Below are 20,634 nucleotides of genomic sequence, written 5' to 3'. Positions count from 1 at the left end.
TAAGGTAGGAAACCATAAGCGAAAACAAAATAGAAAAAGTCATTTTTCGAAATGTTAAGTGGCTTATGGAAACGAAAAAGGAGAGATTTGGTGAAGGTTGAAATTATAATTTCGCTTGCTATTTATATGGCAGGTATGTTGTATATCGGATATTGGTCTTATAAAAAGACGTCCGATTTATCAGATTACATGTTGGGGGGACGAGGACTTGGTCCAGCAGTTACGGCCTTATCGGCTGGTGCCTCTGATATGAGTGGTTGGATGCTAATGGGATTGCCTGGTGCAATGTATGCAACAGGATTGTCCAGTATGTGGATCGCTATTGGTCTCTTGCTTGGTGCATATGCGAACTATTTATTATTAGCACCGCGCTTACGTACGTATACGGAAGTAGCAAATGATTCTATTACTATACCAGACTTTTTAGAAAATCGATTTCAAGATCGTACAAAAATACTTCGTTTTGTCTCCGCCATTGTTATTTTAGTCTTTTTTACATTTTATGCGTCAGCTGGTTTAGTTTCAGGTGGCCGTCTATTTGAAAGTTCATTTAACTTAGATTATAAAATTGGTTTATTTGTAACAGTCGGTGTTGTTGTCGCATATACACTATTTGGTGGATTTTTAGCAGTTAGTTGGACGGACTTTGTTCAAGGGTGCATTATGTTTATAGCTCTTGTTTTAGTTCCAATTGTTGCTTTTACAGATATTGGTGGGGTAGCAGAAACGTTCAATGGGATCAAGGCTGTTGACCCGGCTCGTCTAGATTTATTTAAAGGAACTACGATACTAGGGATTATTTCATTTTTAGCTTGGGGACTTGGATATTTTGGTCAACCTCATATTATTGTCCGCTTTATGGCAATTACCTCTATTCAAGATTTAAAAACTTCGCGAAGAATTGGTATCGGGTGGATGAGTATTTCTATACTCGGTGCGATGCTTACAGGACTCGTTGGTATTGCTTACTATTCTCAAAGTGATAGTACATTAGCAGACCCAGAGATGGTCTTTGTAGCATTCTCGAATATTTTATTCCACCCGTATATTACAGGCTTCTTGCTCTCAGCTATTTTAGCTTCTATTATGAGTAGTATTTCCTCACAATTACTTGTTATCTCTAGTGCGGTAACGGAAGATTTCTATAAAACATTTTTCCGTCGTAACGCATCAGATAAAGAACTTGTATGTATCGGAAGGCTTGCTGTTTTAGTCGTCGCAATGATTGCTGTTGTTTTAGCGTATCATCCAAGTGATACGATTTTAACCCTTGTTGGTTATGCATGGGCAGGATTTGGTTCAGCGTTTGGACCAGCTATTTTGCTTAGTCTTTATTGGAAACGAACGACAAAATGGGGCGTGCTCGCGGGTATGATTGTTGGTGCTGTTACAGTCATTGCATGGGTACAGATTCCGTTTTTAAAGGAAATGCTATATGAAATGGTACCAGGCTTTACTTTCAGTTTATTAGCTGTTATTATTGTTAGTATTTTAACAAAAGAACCTTCAAAAGCTGTACATCGAGAGTTTCATGAGATGGAAACAGTTTTGGGACAAGCGACAGAGTAGAGGTTGTAGTAGTTTGAAAGAAATAGATTCAGAGAAAAAGGTAAATGTTTTTTCATTTACCTTTTTTGATGGCAATTTTATTTTGTAGATGTCGAAGTAGGTAAATATATTTCAACAGTCGTTCCATTATTGACTTCACTTAAAATTTGTAATTTCCCTTGGTGCTCTTCGATTATTTTGTAGCATATCATCAACCCAAGGCCAGTTCCTTTTTCTTTTAAACTATAGAAAGGTTCTCCGAGGCGAGAAATACGATTTTCTGGAATGCCGCATCCTTCATCGATTATTCGAATACAAATGAATTCACTATCCAATGCTTCAGTTTGAATGAAAATATTTCCTCCATCTGGCATTGCTTCAATTGCGTTTTTTAAAATATTAATGAAAACTTGTTTTAATTGATTACCGTCACATTGAATTTCAGGTATGACTGCAGTATGATCCATAATAATATGGACACTATGCATGATTGCGGTAGGTAAAATAAATGTAACAACTTCTTCAATTAATGTTTGGATTTGATGGAAATCAATTGATAACACCTGTGGTTTAGACATGGCCATAAATTGACTTGTAATAGATTCCATTTGTGAAATTTCACTTAACATTACATCAATATACCATTTGTTTTGTTCGGAAATTTCCGGTTTTAATAAAGTTAAAAATCCTTTCAATGACGTAAGCGGATTTCTAATTTCATGAGCAATTCCGGCTGTCAGTTGTCCGACTACCGCTAATTTTTCAGACTTTCTTAATAACTTTTTAGTCTCCTTTAACTCCGTTACATCTCTTCCCATAACAATGATTCCTTTTCTAGAACCGTCTGAATGAAAAAGAGGAACTTTAGAAAGATTTAGAATCAGATTAGAAGTACCTTTATGTATAATAAATTCCTCACCGTGAATAATTTCTCGCTTTTGCCAAGCGATTTCATCAATTTCTTCACAGTGTAGAAAAGCTTCTCGATATGCCTCATTATATTGGATCAGTTCACTATCTTTTTTTCCATGATAAGGAACATCATGGAAGTCAAAACAAGAAAGTGCATAATCATTTGCTTCTATCCAGCGCCCTTCATGATCTTTAAAAATAACAAAAGCAGGCATTGCATTCATTAACGTTCGCAGACGTTTTTCGCTCTCTTTTAGTATTTGTGCAATTCTCTCAGATTTTTCAAGTGGTTTGATAATCGCATATACGCCAGTCAGTTGCTTGTGAATAAAAATTGGGACTAATTTTGTGATAACATCTATTTTAGAACCGTTCTTATGATAAATAGAAATTCTATATTCTGTTTGATAATCGGACGTCGTGTTTTTAATATACCGCAATACGTGATCGGAAATATGTTTTTCAACAATAGCGGTAATCACTGTTTGCTCTAATTCATGTGAGGCATATCCTAATATTTTTTCCGCAGATGGGTTAATATGTAATATAGTTCCTTGCAAATCTAAAGAGATAATACCATCGGGATTATGCTGAAAAAGGGATGCGTACCCTTCTGTCAAGGAATGTTGTTTTATAGTATTGCGAAAACGTCGTGGTTTAATGGATTGACGCTTTTTATAAATAGGTGACAACTTTTTACGAATCATAGCTTTTCCTCCGTACAACAATCATGTAAGACAGATTCAATAAGTTATAATATATCATATATGAAAAATAATATGTATTTCTATATAAAACAAAGTTACAGAAGTGTGTTTTGTGTTTTATTCGGAATTAAGTGAAAATAACGATAAGTAAATGCTATTGAGTGGTATAACAATGAAATAAGTTCATTTCTTAGCGCAGTGCAGTACAATAAGCATGTAAAGGGGGAAGGGAATGGTGACATATATTCAAGGGATTGACCACGTACAAGTAGCTGCACCTATAGGGTGTGAAAGGGAAGCGAGACAATTTTATGGAGAGGTGCTGGGGTTAGAAGAGATACCGAAACCGAAGGAATTAAAAAAGCGTGGCGGGTGTTGGTTTCGGTGCGGGGATCAAGAGATTCATATCGGAGTTGAAGAAGCGTTTTTGCCAGCAAAAAAAGCACATCCAGCTTTTTTCGTTCAACGAATTGATGAATTGAAAGAAAGGTTAATCGAACAAGGAATTCAAGTTATTGATGATGATGCTCGTCCAGATGTAATTCGCTTTTATCTTTTTGATCCATTTGGCAATAGAATTGAGTGCATGGGGAATAGAATAAAAAGCTAGGTGTTGCACCTAGCTTTTTAAGCTTTTCTAAACAATCCTAGCACTTCTACTGTTTCCGTAATATTCACAAATGCTTTAGGATCGATTTCGGAGATAGCTAGTTTCATACTAGCGAGTTCTTCTTTTGAAACGACTGTCATCAATACACGTTTTTTCTCGCTAGAATAGGCACCTTCACCATCAAGAAGTGTAATGCCACGTACAACAGTGGAAAGAAGCTTTTGCTTCATTTCTTCAGCTTGATTTGTTACAATCATAAGTGTAACTTTACGATGTTTTGTATAAGTCGCATCAATTACTTTACCCGTTACATAGATGGAAAGTAAGCTTGTTAATGCTACATCCCAGTCAAAGAAAAATCCCGCAATGATGATAACAATTCCGTTTAAGAAAATGAGAAACCCACCAAGATTAATATCTTTTTTACGAGATAGTAACATTCCGATAATATCGAAGCCACCAGTTGAGCCTTGACAATTAAAAACTAGACCGGCACCTGCTCCAGCAATCACGCCTCCAAATATGGAAGAGAGAAGAGGATCTTTTGCGACAATTTGCACTGGAACATAATATAAAGAAACAGATAATACAATTACAGAAACAATTGTATTAAAAATAACTTTTTTTCCAAGGCCTATGTATCCTAAAATAAGAATGGGCACGTTTAAGACAAAATTAATAATACCTGTATTTACAGGTGTTACAATTCCTAAGATAATAGCAATTCCACCAATTCCACTACTTAAAATTTTGTGTGGGATAAGGAAAAGATTAAAGGCAATTGCAATAATAATAGACCCGATAATAACTCCAAGAAATCTGACCATCTTTTTCCCGTCCTTCACTAAAAAATCATATTATTTCAAAATTATATACGAAAGAGGAAGTTTTAAGGAAAAACAGTTTATTTTGGTAAATTAGATTAATTTGAAAAAACAAATTATTTAATAGTAAAGGAGGGGCGGTTTTGAGAATCAAAACGTGGCAGAAGAAAAGCCCTTTAAAAAGAGAATGTGAAGATACCTTTTTTTGTAATGAGGATGTAAAGATGTATGGCGTATGTGATGGGGCAACACCACTTGTTGCATTTCAAGATGAAAACGGACATAATGGGGCGTATTTAGCATCAAATTTATTTGCCAATCGTTTTAAAGCACAAAAAGAGATCATATCGCTAGAAAAGGAAATAATAGAAGCGAATGAGGCGTTGCAAAAAGAAATGGAGCGATATAAGGTTGATACATTAAAAAAAGATCATCTTTGGTGTACATGTATTGCTGCAGTACGAATAGGAGAAACAAGCGTTCAATATGCACAGCTCGGCGATTGTATGATTGCTGTTACATTTCATGATGAAACAGTGAAAGTACTAACGAAGGATACAGTAAAAGGAATTAGTGCACGTGCAAAAAGAAAGCGCGAAGACGATCGGAAGAAAGGCTTACCAGTACCGGATGAGCATGTGTTCCAAAATATTCAAGAGCAGCTAAAATATAATCGTTATTTAGCAAACATGCCAAATGGTTATTCCGTAGCCAATGGAATGCCAGAAGCGATGCAATGGATTCAAAAGGGAGAGATATCGGTAGAACAAATAAAGGAAATTTTTATTTGCTCAGATGGGATATTTCATCCGAATTGGTCATTTGAGCAAACGGTGCAATATATAAGAGCGAATGGTATACAAACATATATATCTATAATAGAAGAATTAGAGAAACAAGATCGAGTACGTCCCGATGATAAAACGATAGTGAGCATTGATCTGTCTGGCATGTAGAAAAATATAGAACGCATTCTTTATCGTTTAGAAAGGGATGAGAAGAGTTAAAATGAATGTGAAGAAAACGCGGTTAACATTTCGTGATGAATTACAGTCACTAAAAAATGTCAACAGTTTGATTATCCACCATACTGCTGAAGATGGATGGGACATATATAAAACGCATGAATTTCATCAAAAAGAAAGAGGGTGGAGCGGTATTGGATATAACTATTTTATTGAAGAAGATGGAACAGTATTGGAAGGGCGAGGGTTGCATGTAGGAGCACATGCAAAAGGACATAATAGTGAAACGATTGGCATATGTATGTCGGGAAATTTTGATAAATATGACCCAACACCTGCGCAAATACAATCGTTATATGCATTATGCCGAACATTTATGAAGCAGTTTGCATTAAGCGAAAAACACATACTTGGTCATCGTGAATTAGAAGGTGTGACAAAATCTTGTCCGGGAACAAGGTTTTCTATGGTACAGTTAAGAAAAGGGTTATCGCAAAAATAGAGGAGCGATTTATAGATGATGAATGTAAAAATATCAAATGAGAGAAAAGGTCAACTTGTAGCAAACATTCAGCGATTTTTTGAAGAACAAGATTTAGAAGAAATTGGGCGCTTTCAAGCGGAACGTTTAATCGAGGAGATGGTCAAATTAATAGGACCATATGCGTATAATCAAGGGATTGAAGACGCAAGAAAGTTAATTGTCGATAAATTAACAAATATAGAAGAAGACTTATATGCATTAGAAAAGCAAGAAGGGAAATGACAAGAACTTTTTTCAGATCTTGTCATTTCCTTTCTTTGTCTCGCTTAAGACTCTCGCCTCAATATTTAGAAAGAAACAAGGAAGAGAAGGGAGAGGGAAAAGGTACATATTTGTTTTAAGTAAATCAAAATTGATTGAAAGACAACCCAAGAAGCTCTATTTAATGGTATATAAATTTTTTAAAAAGTTTAACTATTTCCATAGTTTTTCTTCAACTAAAACATCTAATACTTTAAAGTACATACTTTCACATATCCTGTTGCAAGCAATGAAGAATTGGATCATTAAAAAATATTTTTTGCTAAATGTATCTTCAATAAACGATCGTCTTATGCACCATTTTTTATATTCCTATTAATACAATCAATATATAGTACCTTATTGTTTTCTGAATCAATGGTCATTAATAGGGAATCCGACATTTCGTTAAATAGTTTAAGGGTTTCTAATTCTTTTAGATTATCTTTTAACTCCCATCCAATTGGTAATACAGTAAATGATGTCTCCGTTAAACAAAATGTATTTTTAATAAACCACATGGCCCGAGTTAAATCTGAATTGATAATGGTAGAGGGTTCTATATATTCTTTTAACACTTTATATTTTACTTGTTGTTTTTCACTTGTATTTATTTATCTATCCTCTATAGATTCTTTTTCTGTCAAAAAATATAGTTCTTGAACAATAGGATGGATGGCATTATTTTTGAGCATATCTTTAAACTGATTTTTTGAAAAGGATTTTAATTCCTGGAACTGAATACGTTTTAATTGGTTATTAACATATATTTTTTGGAATTTATTAAAGTGATTTGCAATTTCATTTATTTGGGGGCTTGTGATAGGTATAGCAGATAATAAAGTTGGCACATCGTACAGTATATGATTTGCCATAAATAATTGTGCTAGTATAGATATATTATTATATTCTCTTTCTAAATGTACACTTTGTATTCTTAATTCATCATTGCTATTTGCAGGGCTCATTTCAAAGGACTTCTCATTTAATGGATTAACAGACACTTTTTTAATCCAATTCATTTTCGCATACTCCTTTCATGAATAAAAACAAAACGATGTATGTAAATATTGAACTGTCCATTTTATAGGGTACAGTTCAACAAGACCATCGTCTTTTCTTTTTGATGTTGTCCTTGCGGAACTTTTTTCGGCGGGTTTTTCGCTTTCGCCAAGTCGAACAGACCAAAAACGAGGATATCGGTTGCTCGACTTGGACTAGCAATTGTACCCGCCGAACCGCCAGTCCTATCGTCCTAAGGGATAAGCTTACTCTATATAAAGTTACGTTCTAGAGGATTAGCCCCCTAACCCCCCAGCCAGCACTCACACCCAAAAACAAGGAGAAATAAAAACCAACTAACCCCGAAAAAGGGTTAGTTGACGTAAAATCCGTTTTCGGAAGTCACTTGAATTTATAATCTATCTATTATCGAATAGCTATTAGTGTATATAGTCCAGGAATCTTAAATTCTGTTTCCGTAGGTGCATCTTGGGGGAAAACCCATTTTTGATGTGGGCCAGATTCTTCAGTTAGTGATTGTACTTGTAATCCAGATTGAACTAAGTTTGTTATAATTTCACCTAAGGTCCACCGCTTAATTCTTACTGAGGGTATAGAGTTTGTTTCATCTTCTGATAGTAAACTAGTGTAAACTACTTCTTCTTCAATAATTTCATTATCAAAGTAATTACCGCTGGCTTTTATTTCTCCATCTTGAAACTGTATAAGCTTAGAGTAAACTGGATGATAATCACGCAAGATGAACATACCACCCTTTTTTAGTAATTTATAGACTGTATCGAAAAGAGGCCTTAAGTCAACGAAATAGTGCAACACACCTAGTTCTAACACTACATAATCAAATCCTTGTATATCTATAGGTAGATCCAAAACATCGGATACAATATATGTAATATTAACACCTGACTCGTAAGCTAATTCATTTGCATACTGGGCGTTACTTTCAGAAATATCTACCACAGTTACATCAGCGCCCATTAAAGCAAATGCGACAGCTTTACTTCCTTTGGATCCTAACAGATTAATTATTCTTTTCTTTTCTACATTTCCTGTATATTGAAGGTAATATGATATCTGTTTTTGCGGGTTTGCAGTGATTGTTTTAGCAAAATCTATTGGAACCCCATGCCTATTTACCCAAGCTTGATAAGCTGAATGTTCCCAACTTTTTTTATTAAGGTTACTCATTTGTTCTTGTTTCATCTATACCCCTCCTTTTTTAACAACTTGAATATTTTAACAATTCAAAATCTATATGTCTACTAGTAAACCTTTTCTTAAATAACTTGATGTAAATTGTATATCCTATTCATGTAAGGTTAACATAACGTCTCATTATCGGTAGCAACGTTTTCATAGAATCCTTGTATTATCAGGGATTATTCTTTTTTTGTCTGGTTATCTCGTATACAGGATTTTATACATCGTTGATGTAGCGGGGATTCTAGGGATCCTCGCTATTCTTTTTTTGCATAAAATCTTGTATATAGAAAAAAGATTTTGATGTTGGTATTAAATGTTTAATTTTAAAACAAATCATACGTGAATTATTAGGAAAAAGGATATATCATTGCTATAGCGAATATATTTTTGAGGTGAAACGCTATGAAGACGTTATATAGTCCTGGCGACGTGGCAGAGCAATTAGGTATCCAATCTAGCACATTACGTAAGTATGCTGATGTACTCGAAAAGGAGGGTTATACCTTCATTAAAAATGAACGTGGGCATAGGAAATATAGAGAAAGCGATGTAATAGTATTCCGTAAGATCATAAACTTGAAGAATGACACAGATATGACATTAGAAAATGCCACAAAGCAAATAGTATAATGGCATCAAGGTGTTGAAGTGTTGCCATTAGAGCGACATGAAGTTGAGCGCTATGAAGAACCGGATTTCAACGCTACAACGCTACAGACGATGCTTCAAGATCAAAACGAGGTCATTAAAAAGCAAAATGAATTACTACAAGAATTAAGCAAACGTTTAATTGAACAAGACCGGCGATTTGCACAAAGAGAATCAGAATTATTAAGCGCTATACAAATGATACAGGAATCCCAGGTACTTATAGCGACAAATTCTAGCGAGGATGTGGCGAAGAACCAAGGGCGTGATGAAATGCTTATGCAAACAATAAGAGAAGTCCAGGAAGTTAAGAAGATGATTGCCGCAAGTAAAGATAAGAAATGGTATGAGTTTTGGAAATAATCTTTTACAAAAGTAAAGCTTAGAATCATATGAGAACTCTAAGCTTTTTTGGATACTATCGATAAGTAGTGTTATGTTAGTATTAGGCTTATCTATACAATTTTATCACTATCCCTATTACTAGAGATATTTTTAAGAACATCTTTGTATTTTTTAGAAAAAATAATTGATAACATTACATAATTAAAAAATAAGCTAATAAAAACACCAAATAAATTTAATTTGAACATAAAGATAGAAATTAGCATTATTAAAAAAGTAATCAAATTTATTATAGCTGTTTTTATTAATACATAATTACTTTGGCCAATAGCTTGTAAAGCATATTTATAAACATTATGTAGGGGATTGAAAATATTAGCTAAAATAATAAAGATAAGAATATTTGTAGCATAATTAATCAAATTAATATCATTTGTAATAAAAGCTGAAACCTCATATTTAAAATATATAAAAATAATACTTAAAAATATGTAAAATAGCATAATAAGCCCTAGAGTTATTTTAGGAAATTCTCTTAAATCTGTTAGTTGATTAGATCCATATCTTTCACTAACTAAAGTCAGAATAGATGAAGAATACATATACATTGGAATTAAAACAATACTTAAAATTTGAGAAACTAATAAATATCCTGATAATTGTATATCGCCTATTCGAGCAATCATTGCATTAACGGCTATTATAAAAATACCACCTTCTAAGATTTCTTGACCCACTAGAGAAGTGCTTTTTTTACATATGAATTTTAAATTATTAATATATGTTGTGAAGTTTGTAAAAGTAACTGTTAAATGTTTTCTGCACAAATAAACATAAATAATCAAATTTGTACTTAAAGCAATTATAGTTGCTATGGCTGAACCTCGTATTCCTAATTCAGGAAATCCGCAGTTACCAAAAATTAGGAGGAAATTTAAGATAACATTCATAACTGAAGCGATTGTTGAACCTATAAATATCCATTTAGTTTCTTTTATTATTTTAAAAAAAGTAGAAAATGTAAATAATAATAATTGAATTAATACATACACACTCATAATTGTTAAATACTGAAGAGAGTCTTCTAAGATAGTTCCTTTAAATCCAAAAACGATGGATAATAAAGGTCTTTGAGATATTAGTAATAAGAATGTTAATGAAACACCTATAATTATATTAAGAAAAATTGAAGATATAAAATAATTGTTAAATGATTTTATATCTTCTTGTCCCATACTTCTGGACCCATAAATGTTAAAGGTAACAGACATTACCCCTAATATACCTGCAATGGTAAATAAAAGTGAACTTACTACACCGATAGCTCCATATGCTTCGACAGAAATTCTACCAATCATAGCTTGATCAACTAATTTTATTAATAATCCAGCTATTGAATTCGCAATTAATGGTATAGCTATGTGATTAATTTCTTTAATATTTTTAAAACAATTAAACTTCATGCTGAAATCTCTTTATAAATATCAGATTCTATTAAATTAGAAGATATAATACTCAATAGAGGGAAATCCAATAGAAATTCTTTTGTTGTTTCTTTACCCATATCTTCAGTTATGTCATATTCCTCTGATATTTTATCTACAATGAATTTGAAATTTTTTCCTTTAGAAATGTAATATAGAATTTCTGCACCTATGTAGTTTGTTACATAATATTCTAAAGCAATAGGATCAAAAAACACATATTGATTGCCTTCTTGTCTAAACAATATATTTTTTTTACCTTCAATAGTAAAACATTTAATATCATCCATTTTTTACACTCTCCTCAAAAAAGCAACTACTATCAGAACCATATATTGAATTTGTTAAATTAAATGCAGAAGATCTACAGCCTCCCCCACACCATTTATGACTACAAGAACTACATTTACCAGTTATGTTATTGAATGTTATATTTCTTAATCTATTAAAAACAGAAGAGTTATTCCAAATTTCCTTGATTGATGTACTTTTAATGTTACCAGCTCGAAATTCATCAATTCCCATCATCAAATCACAACCAAATACATCCCCATTGTAAGCAATAGAACAGGCTTTTACACCAGCTTGACATGATATTTCCCTTGTTTTTGTATTAAGATTCGCTAAATTTAAATCTTGATCCCAAACAGATAATAAATCTAAACGATTATAATATTCTAAAGGAAAATAATATAACCAAAATACAGGGCTTTCATTAGGGGGAATTATTTTAAAATTTAATTTAATATTGTCTCTACTTTTCATTTCAGATAAATTTAAAAACATAGGATACCAATTTTCTTTATCCGCTAAAATACTTCCATCAGAGGCTCTACCTGTTGGACAAACTACCATTACTGTCATATAAGTTATCCCTAATAGTTTATTCAGTTTAATTGTATTAATAAGGTCATTAACATTTGTTTTATTTAATGTAAAAAGTGTAGATACAGGTAAATTATATTTTTGTAAATTTTTAATACCCTTAATTGTTTTTTTAAAGCTACCATGACCACGGATTATATCATGTACTTCTGGACAACTTCCATCTAGGGTGATACATATTCTATCAAAATCAAATTTCGATAATTTATTTGCAATTTTATCACTTATTAAAATTCCATTTGAATTAATTATTTTAGCAAATTTGTATTTTTGAGTAGCATTCAATATCTCGAAAAAATCATCTCTAATAAAAGGCTCGCCCCGGTTAAAGAAATCCTATGAACATTCATATCATCTAAATCTTGAAATAAGGTGTTTAAATGAACTAGATCCATTTCTTCATTTTTTGTTTCAAATGGACTAGAAGATGCATAACAATAATCACATTTTAAATTACATCTATTGGTAATACTTATATCTACTAAAGAAGGCGCAGTATAATAATTTCTCATAAAAACACTCCTTTTCATAAGACAGTTTGTCAATCTAAGTGCGACAGTTCCTCCTGAAACGCTTCGTGGGCAGTTTTCCACGCTAAACATTTTCTTGGTCTTTGGTTAATAAGAAGTAGTGCTTGATTCAATTGTTCTTGTGACACAAGGCTCAAATCTGTTTTTTTCGGATAAAACTCCCGTAATAAACCGTTTGCGTTTTCGTTACTTCCACGTTGCCAAGAAGAATAGGGATCGGCAAAGAACACTGCGATTTCTAACTCTTTTTCTACTCGTTGATAACACGAAAATTCTTTTCCTCTATCAACTGTAGCTGTTTGTAATGCAGCGCTTGGATACATGGCAGTAATTTGTTTGATGGCGAATTCCATAGATTCTGCTGTTCGGTCTGGGATGACAATCGCTTGATAATACCGTGTTTTTCGTTCTATAAATGTCGCAAAGCACCCTTTACTTTTCCCGCGACTCGAGACAATTGTATCGAGTTCCCAATGCCCAAATGTTTCTCGTTTTCTAATTTCAGATGGGCGCTTTTGAATCGATGTCCCGATATTAAAGCGTCCACGTGTTTCTCTAGGTTTTTGACGTTTTCCTTTCTGTCTGAGTAGAGAAAGGTCTTTTTTGAATCGTTTCCCTTGATATAACCAGTTATAGATCGTTTTAAAGGAAATCTCACCCTTCAAATAGCCATACTGGATTTGTTCAGGAGACCAAGTAATTTCTAACTTCTCCTGGATTTTTTTTGCAAGTTCTACAGACCATTTTCCTATTGGTTTACAAGATTTTCTTCGCTGTCCATATTGTTCTTGTGCTTTTTCGCCACTGTACGTACCGTTTTTTTGTGTGTTTCTTTTTAATTCTCTCGCAACAGAAGAAGGGTGCCGCTTGAGAATCTTACCAATTTCTCTAGTAGAACGCCCTAATTTATGAAATGCTTCTAGTTGTCCACGCTCAAACGTGGTAAAATGGGAATAGCTCATACTCGTCCTCCGTGTAAGTGGTTGTGTGGTAACTTCTATTTTACACGAAGCGAGGTGGGCTTTTTTGTTTTTTCTTTAGGTGTCGCACTTAATAATACAATTCGTCATAAAAATAAATAGAAACAGGAGTAGATTAATTTCTACTCCTGCAAATCTAAATTAATGTTTTCCCCAAACATTTTGGCGAATAGTTACAGGTTTTTCAAATTCCTTTTTCATACTAAACATCTCCTTGTTAAATTAATTTAGATACTCGATAAACAAAAAGATTATTAATTGTGAATATTTGACTATTCACAATATTAATTTACCATAATTCAAGATTTTTAAATTAGGATAATTATGTATATTTTGTGTAATGTTCTATTTTTCCGACTCTACATGGCGTGTGTCAACGGTACCGGACTGAACCCGTAAGGGTGAGGGAGGATAAGGAGTTGACACACTCACTATGCGACCCTCTTGGTTTGTCAAAACGTTTACGTTTTGGCCTGCCAACTGGCGAGGGAGTCCCTCAAGGATTGAGGGGTTGGGGAGTTCGATTGAAGGGGTCAAGGGGGATTCTCCCCCTTGTAGGTTCGGACAAAGTCCGAGGTTTTTTGCCATGTTAAACATGGGTCGGCGGAGCCGACAAGCGTCGCAGACCCCTATGTATTTTGATGCGTTAGCATCAAAATACATATAGATTTTACATAAATTGACTCCATTTCGTCGCTTTGCTAGACTTATGGTATCAATTCATCTAGGGGAAGTGGTGACATTTTATGTTGTTCTCTATTTCATTTAACCAATCTCACAAAAGTTCATTGAGCCATAATAACAGGGAAAACATTCATGGAAATCCTGGCATAGACCCAACCAGGTTGGATCAGAATATTTACTTTGTTCAAAAGGACATCCGAAGTGTATACAAGGATGTTTTTCAAGAAGCAGTTGACAAGGTACAACGAAAAGAAAAAACGGAATGATCGCAAAATTAAGGACTATTATGAAAAAATACGTAAAGATGAAAAGACGCATGAGCAAAGAGAATTGGTCGTAGCGATTGGGGAAGGAAAAGATGATCCAAAGTATAGGGAAGCCAAAAAGGAAGCGTTAAAACGGTATGCTGAGGCGTTTCAAGGGCGAAATCCTAATCTGGCAGTGTATAACATGGTTTTACATGATGATGAAGCCAATCCGCATTTACATATTAATTATGTACCGAATTTCGAAAGTAGTCGAGGATTAACAAGGCGTGTCGGAATGGATAGAGCTTTGCAACAACAAGCTGTAAAAGGAAAAGGGACGGAGCTAATTGCGAATTGGAGACAATTGGAAACGGATTATATTGAATCTTTGGCTAAAGAACAAATTCCAAACTTTGAACGTGCTAATGTAGGTTCCCATAAATACATGAAAGTCCGTCAATATAAGGAATATGCAGAAGCAAAGTCAACTATTGAAAACCAAGTGCAAGAAAAAGAAACAAAATTACAAGGGATTGACTATCATTTAAAAAATGTTGAAGAGAAAACAAACGAATTACAGGTAACAAAAAAGAGTTTGGAAAGGGATGTCATTGATAAGTACAAAGAATTAGAGATAGTAAAACGACAAGTAGAGAATGGAAGTGAAAAGCTGCAGCTAATTAGCCAGCGTCATGTAGAGTTAGAAAAAAGAGTAGAACAAATGCAAAAAGAATTAGATAGTGCTACGGATCAAGTGCCAAATGAGCCTGTTGTGATTCCGTTTTTACGTAGAGAAGTAATAACAGAAGTACAAGATAAAATGTTTGGGAAAGCTGAAATTACGAAGAAACAGACAAGAAATTATGTATTATCACAGGAACAATATCAGGAATTTACAAAACAAGTGAATGCAGCGGTTACTATCAAAAATGATTATGAGCGTTTGAGAAAAACAAATTTTGTACAGGAAAATGAAGGTTTACGATTGGGGGGAGAATATCTAATACAAGACAATAAAGAGTTGAAGATAGAAAATAAAAAATTAGAAAGAGAAGTTAGAATGTTAAATACTGAAATAAGCTCATTAAAGGCTCATATAAAAGATTTGGAGATGAATATAAGGGTTTTATATCAACAAACTAAAAAAGTCCTTAAAGAGAAATTTCAGACGTTTAGAGAACATGTTAAAAATGAACTAGTTAATAAGAGTGTAAGTAATCAATTTGAGAGTGAACATAAAAGAGAAATAGCTAGTAGACAACGGGGATTTGATATGAATCGTTAGAAGATATTATAACGATTTAAGTAAAATTTTTGGGGAACTTTGTTTGACAATATTTTGAGAGCATATGTGTGATAGAATGATAGAATAAAAAACGAGCCATGCGGCTAACATGGCTCGTTTATTGGGTATTCAACGTAAATACCTTGAAAACTTAAATCATCTATTTATAGATTATCATAATTTAAAAAAGATACAAACAAAAAAATATGGAAAAATATAAATAGTACGGACAAGGTATTTTTGTTGATTCCCTCAATTAAGGAGGAATTAACTTAGATATGACAAAGAAAATTATTGATTTTGGACAAGCTGAAAAAAGGGCAAAAGAAAGAGATAGCAAGATTGATAGTATTTATGATCAGTTACAAGCTGGTGGTTATTCAGAAGAAGAAAAAGCAATGCTTTTGCAATTGTTAAGCAAGACTACTGGTGAAGAATATTTCATAGGTAAAAAGAAAAAGCCTACAGATAGGGTGAAATTTGTGCAGATTATTATGGACAATTATAATTACTTGCTTAAAATAAACTATCTAACCAATGCGGAAAAGGCTTTTTTGATGGATTTGATACCTTATATAGAATTTAAAACTAATATTCTTGTAGAACGAGCGAATGAAGAAAATGAATTTGATTCAGATAGTGCTACGCCTAGTTATTTCGCTAAGGAATTAAAAAGAGATCGTTCGAAGATTTCAAAAATGATGAATGTTTTAATGAAAAAAGGAATTTTAGCGGTTGCTGAAACAGGTACTACAACAGAAGACGGACGGATTTGTACGAGTCGAACATGGTTTGTGAATCCTAATATTATGTGTTGTAGTCCGAAAGATGGAGTGGATAAGGCAACTCAAAAGATTTTTAAAAAGGCACTTAGAAATTTTCTTGGTGAAGACGGAAAGAAACATAAATTACCAATTTATTTATTTTAGATGTTTTAGGTGTGGCTTTTTGGCAACACCCTATGTCTTATAAACCCTTGATATTACTAGATTTCTTCATTTTGCCTATCTCACTCTTATATATAGAGCTAAAAGTTCCGCAAGGAACGGGTCGTATTTTTGAGAAACCCACTCAAAAATCTCCACCCTCACCATCAAAAAGTCGGTTCGTTTATCCTCACCTAAAGACTATTGTCTTTTCTTTTTGATGTTGTCCTTGCGGAACTGTTTTCGGCGGGTTTTTCGCTTTCGCCAAGTCGAACAGACTAAAAACGAGGATATCGGTTGCTCGACTTGGACTAGCAATTGTACCCACCGAACCGCCAGTCCTATCGTCCTAAGGGATAAGCTTACTCTATATAAAGTTACGTTCTAGAGGATTAGCCCCCTAACCCCCCAGCCAGCACTCACACCCGAAAACAAGGGGATTCCTCTATTTATTTTAGTAGATTAGTTATTTAGTTAGTGAACTATGTGTATGTTTTCTGTCACATGTATTTTCATCCTGTATTTGAAAATTATGTTATTTTTATGGAAGGTTATACAAATAACATAATGATTCAGGAGGATGATTGATGAAAAAACTATTGATTGGTTTTATTGCTATTTTATTTTTTGTTTTTGGTTTTAATTTGAAGATGCTTTCAGCTGAAGAGGTTATTGATTATCAGTCTCTTTATAACCAAGCAATTGAAAAAGGAGTTTTAGATCAAAATAGTGTATCTTTTGATCAATGGCTTGAACAAAATGAAAAAGAATTTATGCCTGTATATCAAGATGGTTTGAATCAAGGTGTTTTTCAAGAGCCACTATCTTATACTGAATGGTTAAAATTAAATAATTATGGACAACCCCCTATTTCACCAACTGGAGATAATAAAATTTTGGAAGATGTAACTATCAGAAGAGCAAATTGGGGTGGTTTTACGTTAAAAGCTGGTGATATATTTATAACAAATGCTACAAGTTCTTCAGGGATTTTAGGACATGCAGCTATTGCCAATGGCGATAATTATATTTTACATATGCCTGGTGCTGGTAAAGAAAATGAACAGTTAACTACATCTAAGTGGATGAACAGATATACTGAGTCAGGAAAATGGATTAAGGTTTATCGTTTAAAAGATCAAAATCTTGCTAGGGATGTAGCTAGATATGCTGATAGAAATTTTTATTCCACTACTGGAAGTGCAACTAAAAATATTCATTTAAGTTATAGCATTAATTTACGTCTATACGAAAAAAATCCAACATATTGTTCTAAATTAGTATTCCAAGCATTATATTATGGTTCTGGTTCAAGAAATGTGATGAAAGCAGTTAGCGGAATCGTAACTCCTTATGGTTTAATTGATACTTTTAATGCAGCGTATAAACCACCATTAGTAAAAACATATTAACAAATAATTTGGAGGATTGAATTTGAAAAAAAAGATGATACTCCTTACAATTCTTACCTTATTAGTTTTATTGGGTAGTTTTATTTTATTTCATAGATTACAAGCAAAAAAAGCGATATATGATTATATTGCTAAACAAGGCATACAAGAAAGCCAGTTAAAATATATAGATTTTCATAAAGATCTTAAATTTGGTGGATATTGGATGGCTGTTTATGTTGAAGGAGAAAATCCTGATATTCATTATGAATATTTCTATAAAGATAAAAAAGTTAACTTTCAAGCGTATCTTAATTCTGAAAAAGCTATAAAGAATAAACAGTGGGGTGGAAGTGGTCTTAGTGATACAGAGATGAAAAAGTTAAAGTATCCACCTTTACAATAAACAGTAAAAAAAGACCAATTAGTACTTATTTACGTAGTACTAATTGGTCTTTTGATTTTTATATTTATTTTAGTACTATAAATGACTAAAAAACAAGTAAAGTTCTATGTTTCTGAAAAAGAAATGGAACGTTTGAAACTTTTATCAGAAAGGCGGTTTATGACTGTTCCAAATTATACGAAGTTAACCGCTTTAGGTGTTCAAATTCGTCAACCGAAAGAGATAATTTTAGGCGGCTTGGATTTACAAGAAGATACAACGGTATTGAAAGAGATTTTGGAGAGAAGGCAAGGGATTTGATTGATAGTCAAATAGAAAATAAAGGTGTTTTCGTTGGTGCCCATAATATGAGAGGGGCAACAATACATGAAGGAACAATTATTAATTTTGGACAAGCTGAAAAAAGGTTCTGGCGCAAAAAATATAACACTTGTGCAATGAATCTAAAATGGTTGAAGCATATGAAAAGCTGTCTATATCTTATCCTAATGAAATTGCCTTACAGGTAATAGGACTTTCAGTTACAGAAGATACAATAAGAAACTGTACAAAAACTGGATTGTCTCGTATTAGAAGTTATATTTTGGAGAGATTCCAATCAGCGAATGTTCCAAATGCAGAGGAGGAAGTAACAACTTTTTTAGCTAGAGGAATACTTTGTAATATTTCTTATTACCTAGATTTACCAGAATTCATTTATAATGAAAGAAAATAAGCTAACCGATTCTTTTCGGTTTTTTATTTCAAAGTTAGTTATTGATTGATAACTAACTGAGTGAAAAATTAAAGGGGGATTTATAATATGGAAAAGGCAATTGTTTTAGGAGCAACAGGTGGATCTGGTCAAGCGATTGTATCAGAACTATTATCTAGAGAATTAGAAGTTATTGCTTTTGGACGTTCAGAAAGCAAATTAAAAAGATTAATGAAAGAGAATGGTTCTACACCTTTGTTAACGTATAAGTTAGGCGATATTTTTGATTATACAACTATCATAGAGGCTGCAAAAGATGTAGATGTCATATTTCAATGCGCGAATGTTCAATATCACGAAATGGCAGATAAACTCCTTTTACTTGGCGAAAATGTAATGAAGGCAGCAGATATTTTAAACAAGAAAATAGTTATTGTTGATGGAATATATGTTTATGGTCACCAAGTAGCTAAAGGAGATGAAAATCATCCTAAACAACCTCATACAAAAAAAGGGAAGATTAGGGTTGAATTTGAAAAATTAATATTTGATAAGAAATGGAGAAATGCAAAAGCATTAATTGTTAGATTGCCGGACTATTATGGTATAACTTCGCAGAATTCTTACTTACATCCTACATTGACTGGACTTGCAGAAAATAAAATTTCTATTTTTATTGGTAATCTAAAAACACCAAGAGAATATGTTTATTTACCAGATGCTGCCAAGATGATTGTAGAAATAGCGAACAAAGATGATTCTTATGGAGAAAATTGGAACATTCCTGGTGCTGGTTTGATTTCAGGAAAGGAAATAATAAAATATGCACGTGAAATTACTGGGAATAAGAAAATGGTTATTCCATTAAATAAAAATGCAATCCGTATAAGTGGATTGTTTGACCCAGTTATGAAAGAAGTAGTAGAAATTATGTATCTTACAGAAGAAGGATTTACTCTAAGCGGAGAAAAATATGAAAATAGAATAGGTAAAATAATAGCTACACCTTATAAAGAGGGGCTAAAAGAAACGTTAAACTTCTTAATGGGAAAAATTAAAAGAAAAGAGGATTAAAATCTGGAACAAAATTATGAGTAGAGAATAATAATTTATTTAAGATTAATTATTATTTATTAAACAATCAATAACTAATGCGGAATTTAGAAAAAAATATACTCTGGATTTGAGTCAATATTTTGGACACAAAAAAGTTAAATCTAAGCTACTTTTATAGCCAGATCTTCTATTGTTTGAGGAGTTTTATAACCGATGCTACTATGGATTCGCTTACGATTATAAAATCCCTCAATGTATTGAAATAGTGCTAGATTTGCTTCTTCAAATGAGACATATTTTGTACGATATACTTCTTCTTTCTTTAAAATGGCGTGAAATGACTCAATACAAGCGTTATCGTATGGACAACCTTTTTTACTGAAATAAGGCTTTATTTTATAATTCGCGAGTAAAGTTTGAAATTCCTGACTTGTATATTGTGTTCCTAAATCAGTATGTAAAATGAGCCCTTTTTGTGGTCTTTGTGTATGGTAAG

19 protein-coding genes and 4 pseudogenes are annotated in these 20,634 nt (G+C 33.0%); 13 read left to right on the top strand and 10 right to left on the bottom strand.

Annotated features, from left to right (window positions below):
* Window positions 1-90 precede the first annotated feature (90 nt).
* Entirely contained in the window at window positions 91-1,569 is a 1,479-nt protein-coding gene (gene putP / locus MR059_RS16880) for a sodium/proline symporter PutP (protein ID WP_012094750.1), read from the top strand.
* A gap of 77 nt (window positions 1,570-1,646) precedes the next feature.
* Here the strand turns inward: putP and MR059_RS16875 are convergent, their stop codons facing one another.
* Window positions 1,647-3,167, bottom strand: a complete 1,521-nt coding sequence (locus MR059_RS16875) for a BA3702 family sensor histidine kinase (RefSeq protein ID WP_012094749.1) — start codon at window positions 3,165-3,167, stop codon at window positions 1,647-1,649.
* 232 nt (window positions 3,168-3,399) lie between these two features.
* On the opposite strand from MR059_RS16875, the gene MR059_RS16870 reads away from it, so the two are divergent.
* Window positions 3,400-3,777 (top strand): VOC family protein, encoded by a 378-nt coding sequence (locus MR059_RS16870; protein WP_012094748.1) that lies wholly within the window; start codon window positions 3,400-3,402, stop codon window positions 3,775-3,777.
* A gap of 17 nt (window positions 3,778-3,794) precedes the next feature.
* Here the strand turns inward: MR059_RS16870 and MR059_RS16865 are convergent, their stop codons facing one another.
* Complete coding sequence (locus MR059_RS16865; RefSeq protein ID WP_012094747.1) at window positions 3,795-4,604, bottom strand: YitT family protein; 810 nt, start codon at window positions 4,602-4,604, stop codon at window positions 3,795-3,797.
* Between the two features lie 140 nt (window positions 4,605-4,744).
* Here MR059_RS16865 and MR059_RS16860 point away from each other — a divergent pair, with 140 nt between their 5' ends.
* Genes MR059_RS16860 through MR059_RS16850 form a run of 3 tightly spaced genes read left to right on the top strand, consistent with a single transcriptional unit; the run spans window position 4,745 to window position 6,332 of the window.
* Window positions 4,745-5,557, top strand: a complete 813-nt coding sequence (locus MR059_RS16860) for a protein phosphatase 2C domain-containing protein (protein ID WP_012094746.1) — start codon at window positions 4,745-4,747, stop codon at window positions 5,555-5,557.
* Window positions 5,558-5,609: 52 nt separating this feature from the next.
* Window positions 5,610-6,068, top strand: a complete 459-nt coding sequence (locus MR059_RS16855) for a peptidoglycan recognition protein family protein (RefSeq protein WP_041809868.1) — start codon at window positions 5,610-5,612, stop codon at window positions 6,066-6,068.
* 15 nt (window positions 6,069-6,083) lie between these two features.
* Entirely contained in the window at window positions 6,084-6,332 is a 249-nt protein-coding gene (locus tag MR059_RS16850) for a DUF2164 domain-containing protein (RefSeq protein WP_012094744.1), read from the top strand.
* Window positions 6,333-6,964: 632 nt separating this feature from the next.
* Here MR059_RS16850 and MR059_RS16845 read toward each other — a convergent pair.
* Both MR059_RS16845 and MR059_RS16840 read right to left on the bottom strand, forming a co-directional pair.
* Window positions 6,965-7,372: a hypothetical protein gene (locus tag MR059_RS16845; RefSeq protein ID WP_012094742.1), complete on the bottom strand. Its 408-nt coding sequence runs from the start codon at window positions 7,370-7,372 to the stop codon at window positions 6,965-6,967.
* Between the two features lie 406 nt (window positions 7,373-7,778).
* Window positions 7,779-8,576 carry a class I SAM-dependent methyltransferase gene (locus MR059_RS16840; RefSeq protein WP_012094741.1) on the bottom strand — a complete coding sequence of 266 codons (798 nt, stop codon included), beginning with the start codon at window positions 8,574-8,576 and terminating at the stop codon, window positions 7,779-7,781.
* A 402-nt stretch (window positions 8,577-8,978) separates the two neighbouring features.
* Between MR059_RS16840 and MR059_RS16835 the strand changes: the two are divergent.
* Window positions 8,979-9,587: pseudogene (locus MR059_RS16835) on the top strand (DUF3967 domain-containing protein).
* A 92-nt stretch (window positions 9,588-9,679) separates the two neighbouring features.
* Here MR059_RS16835 and wgkD read toward each other — a convergent pair.
* The 5 genes and pseudogenes from wgkD to wgkA all read right to left on the bottom strand — a co-directional run bounded on the left by wgkD (window position 9,680) and on the right by wgkA (window position 13,649).
* Window positions 9,680-11,032 carry a tryglysin-associated MATE efflux transporter WgkD gene (gene wgkD, locus MR059_RS16830; protein ID WP_012094740.1) on the bottom strand — a complete coding sequence of 451 codons (1,353 nt, stop codon included), beginning with the start codon at window positions 11,030-11,032 and terminating at the stop codon, window positions 9,680-9,682.
* Window positions 11,029-11,343, bottom strand: coding sequence for a PqqD family peptide maturation chaperone WgkC (wgkC, locus tag MR059_RS16825; protein ID WP_012094739.1), 315 nt, complete (start codon window positions 11,341-11,343; stop codon window positions 11,029-11,031). The genes wgkD and wgkC overlap by 4 nt, the downstream gene beginning before the upstream one ends.
* Window positions 11,336-12,450: pseudogene (gene wgkB, locus MR059_RS22510) on the bottom strand (radical SAM/SPASM peptide maturase WgkB). The gene wgkC and the pseudogene wgkB overlap by 8 nt, the downstream one beginning before the upstream one ends.
* A 29-nt stretch (window positions 12,451-12,479) precedes the next feature.
* Window positions 12,480-13,430: an IS30 family transposase gene (locus MR059_RS16815; RefSeq protein WP_012094738.1), complete on the bottom strand. Its 951-nt coding sequence runs from the start codon at window positions 13,428-13,430 to the stop codon at window positions 12,480-12,482.
* Window positions 13,431-13,589: 159 nt separating this feature from the next.
* Window positions 13,590-13,649: a tryglysin family RiPP peptide gene (gene wgkA / locus MR059_RS22505; protein WP_425319874.1), complete on the bottom strand. Its 60-nt coding sequence runs from the start codon at window positions 13,647-13,649 to the stop codon at window positions 13,590-13,592.
* 545 nt (window positions 13,650-14,194) lie between these two features.
* Between wgkA and MR059_RS16810 the strand changes: the two are divergent.
* The 7 genes and pseudogenes from MR059_RS16810 to MR059_RS16780 all read left to right on the top strand — a co-directional run bounded on the left by MR059_RS16810 (window position 14,195) and on the right by MR059_RS16780 (window position 20,156).
* Window positions 14,195-15,665 (top strand): annotated as a pseudogene (locus MR059_RS16810) (plasmid recombination protein).
* 278 nt (window positions 15,666-15,943) lie between these two features.
* Window positions 15,944-16,594, top strand: a complete 651-nt coding sequence (locus MR059_RS16805; RefSeq protein WP_012094736.1) for a hypothetical protein — start codon at window positions 15,944-15,946, stop codon at window positions 16,592-16,594.
* A gap of 584 nt (window positions 16,595-17,178) precedes the next feature.
* Window positions 17,179-18,003, top strand: a complete 825-nt coding sequence (locus tag MR059_RS16800; protein WP_012094735.1) for a C40 family peptidase — start codon at window positions 17,179-17,181, stop codon at window positions 18,001-18,003.
* A gap of 34 nt (window positions 18,004-18,037) precedes the next feature.
* Complete coding sequence (locus MR059_RS16795; protein WP_048723157.1) at window positions 18,038-18,388, top strand: DUF3139 domain-containing protein; 351 nt, start codon at window positions 18,038-18,040, stop codon at window positions 18,386-18,388.
* Window positions 18,389-18,547: 159 nt separating this feature from the next.
* A complete protein-coding gene (locus tag MR059_RS16790) occupies window positions 18,548-18,688 on the top strand; it encodes a hypothetical protein (protein WP_237701306.1) in 141 nt (46 codons plus the stop codon).
* Between the two features lie 145 nt (window positions 18,689-18,833).
* A pseudogene (locus MR059_RS16785) lies at window positions 18,834-19,103 on the top strand (TetR/AcrR family transcriptional regulator); the annotation flags it as partial.
* 87 nt (window positions 19,104-19,190) lie between these two features.
* Window positions 19,191-20,156, top strand: a complete 966-nt coding sequence (locus tag MR059_RS16780; RefSeq protein ID WP_012094731.1) for an NAD-dependent epimerase/dehydratase family protein — start codon at window positions 19,191-19,193, stop codon at window positions 20,154-20,156.
* 143 nt (window positions 20,157-20,299) lie between these two features.
* On the opposite strand, the gene MR059_RS16775 is transcribed toward MR059_RS16780, so the two are convergent.
* On the bottom strand, window positions 20,300-20,634 hold a 335-nt coding region (locus MR059_RS16775; protein WP_242161915.1), incomplete at its 5' end, for an integrase core domain-containing protein.

It is taken from the genome of Bacillus cereus group sp. BfR-BA-01522, from assembly GCF_022662635.1.
In the GTDB taxonomy this organism is placed as follows: Bacteria; Bacillota; Bacilli; order Bacillales; family Bacillaceae_G; genus Bacillus_A; species Bacillus_A cytotoxicus.
The sequence above is the reverse complement of the archived record's forward strand: the minus strand, read 5'-3'. Positions and strand labels throughout refer to the sequence as shown.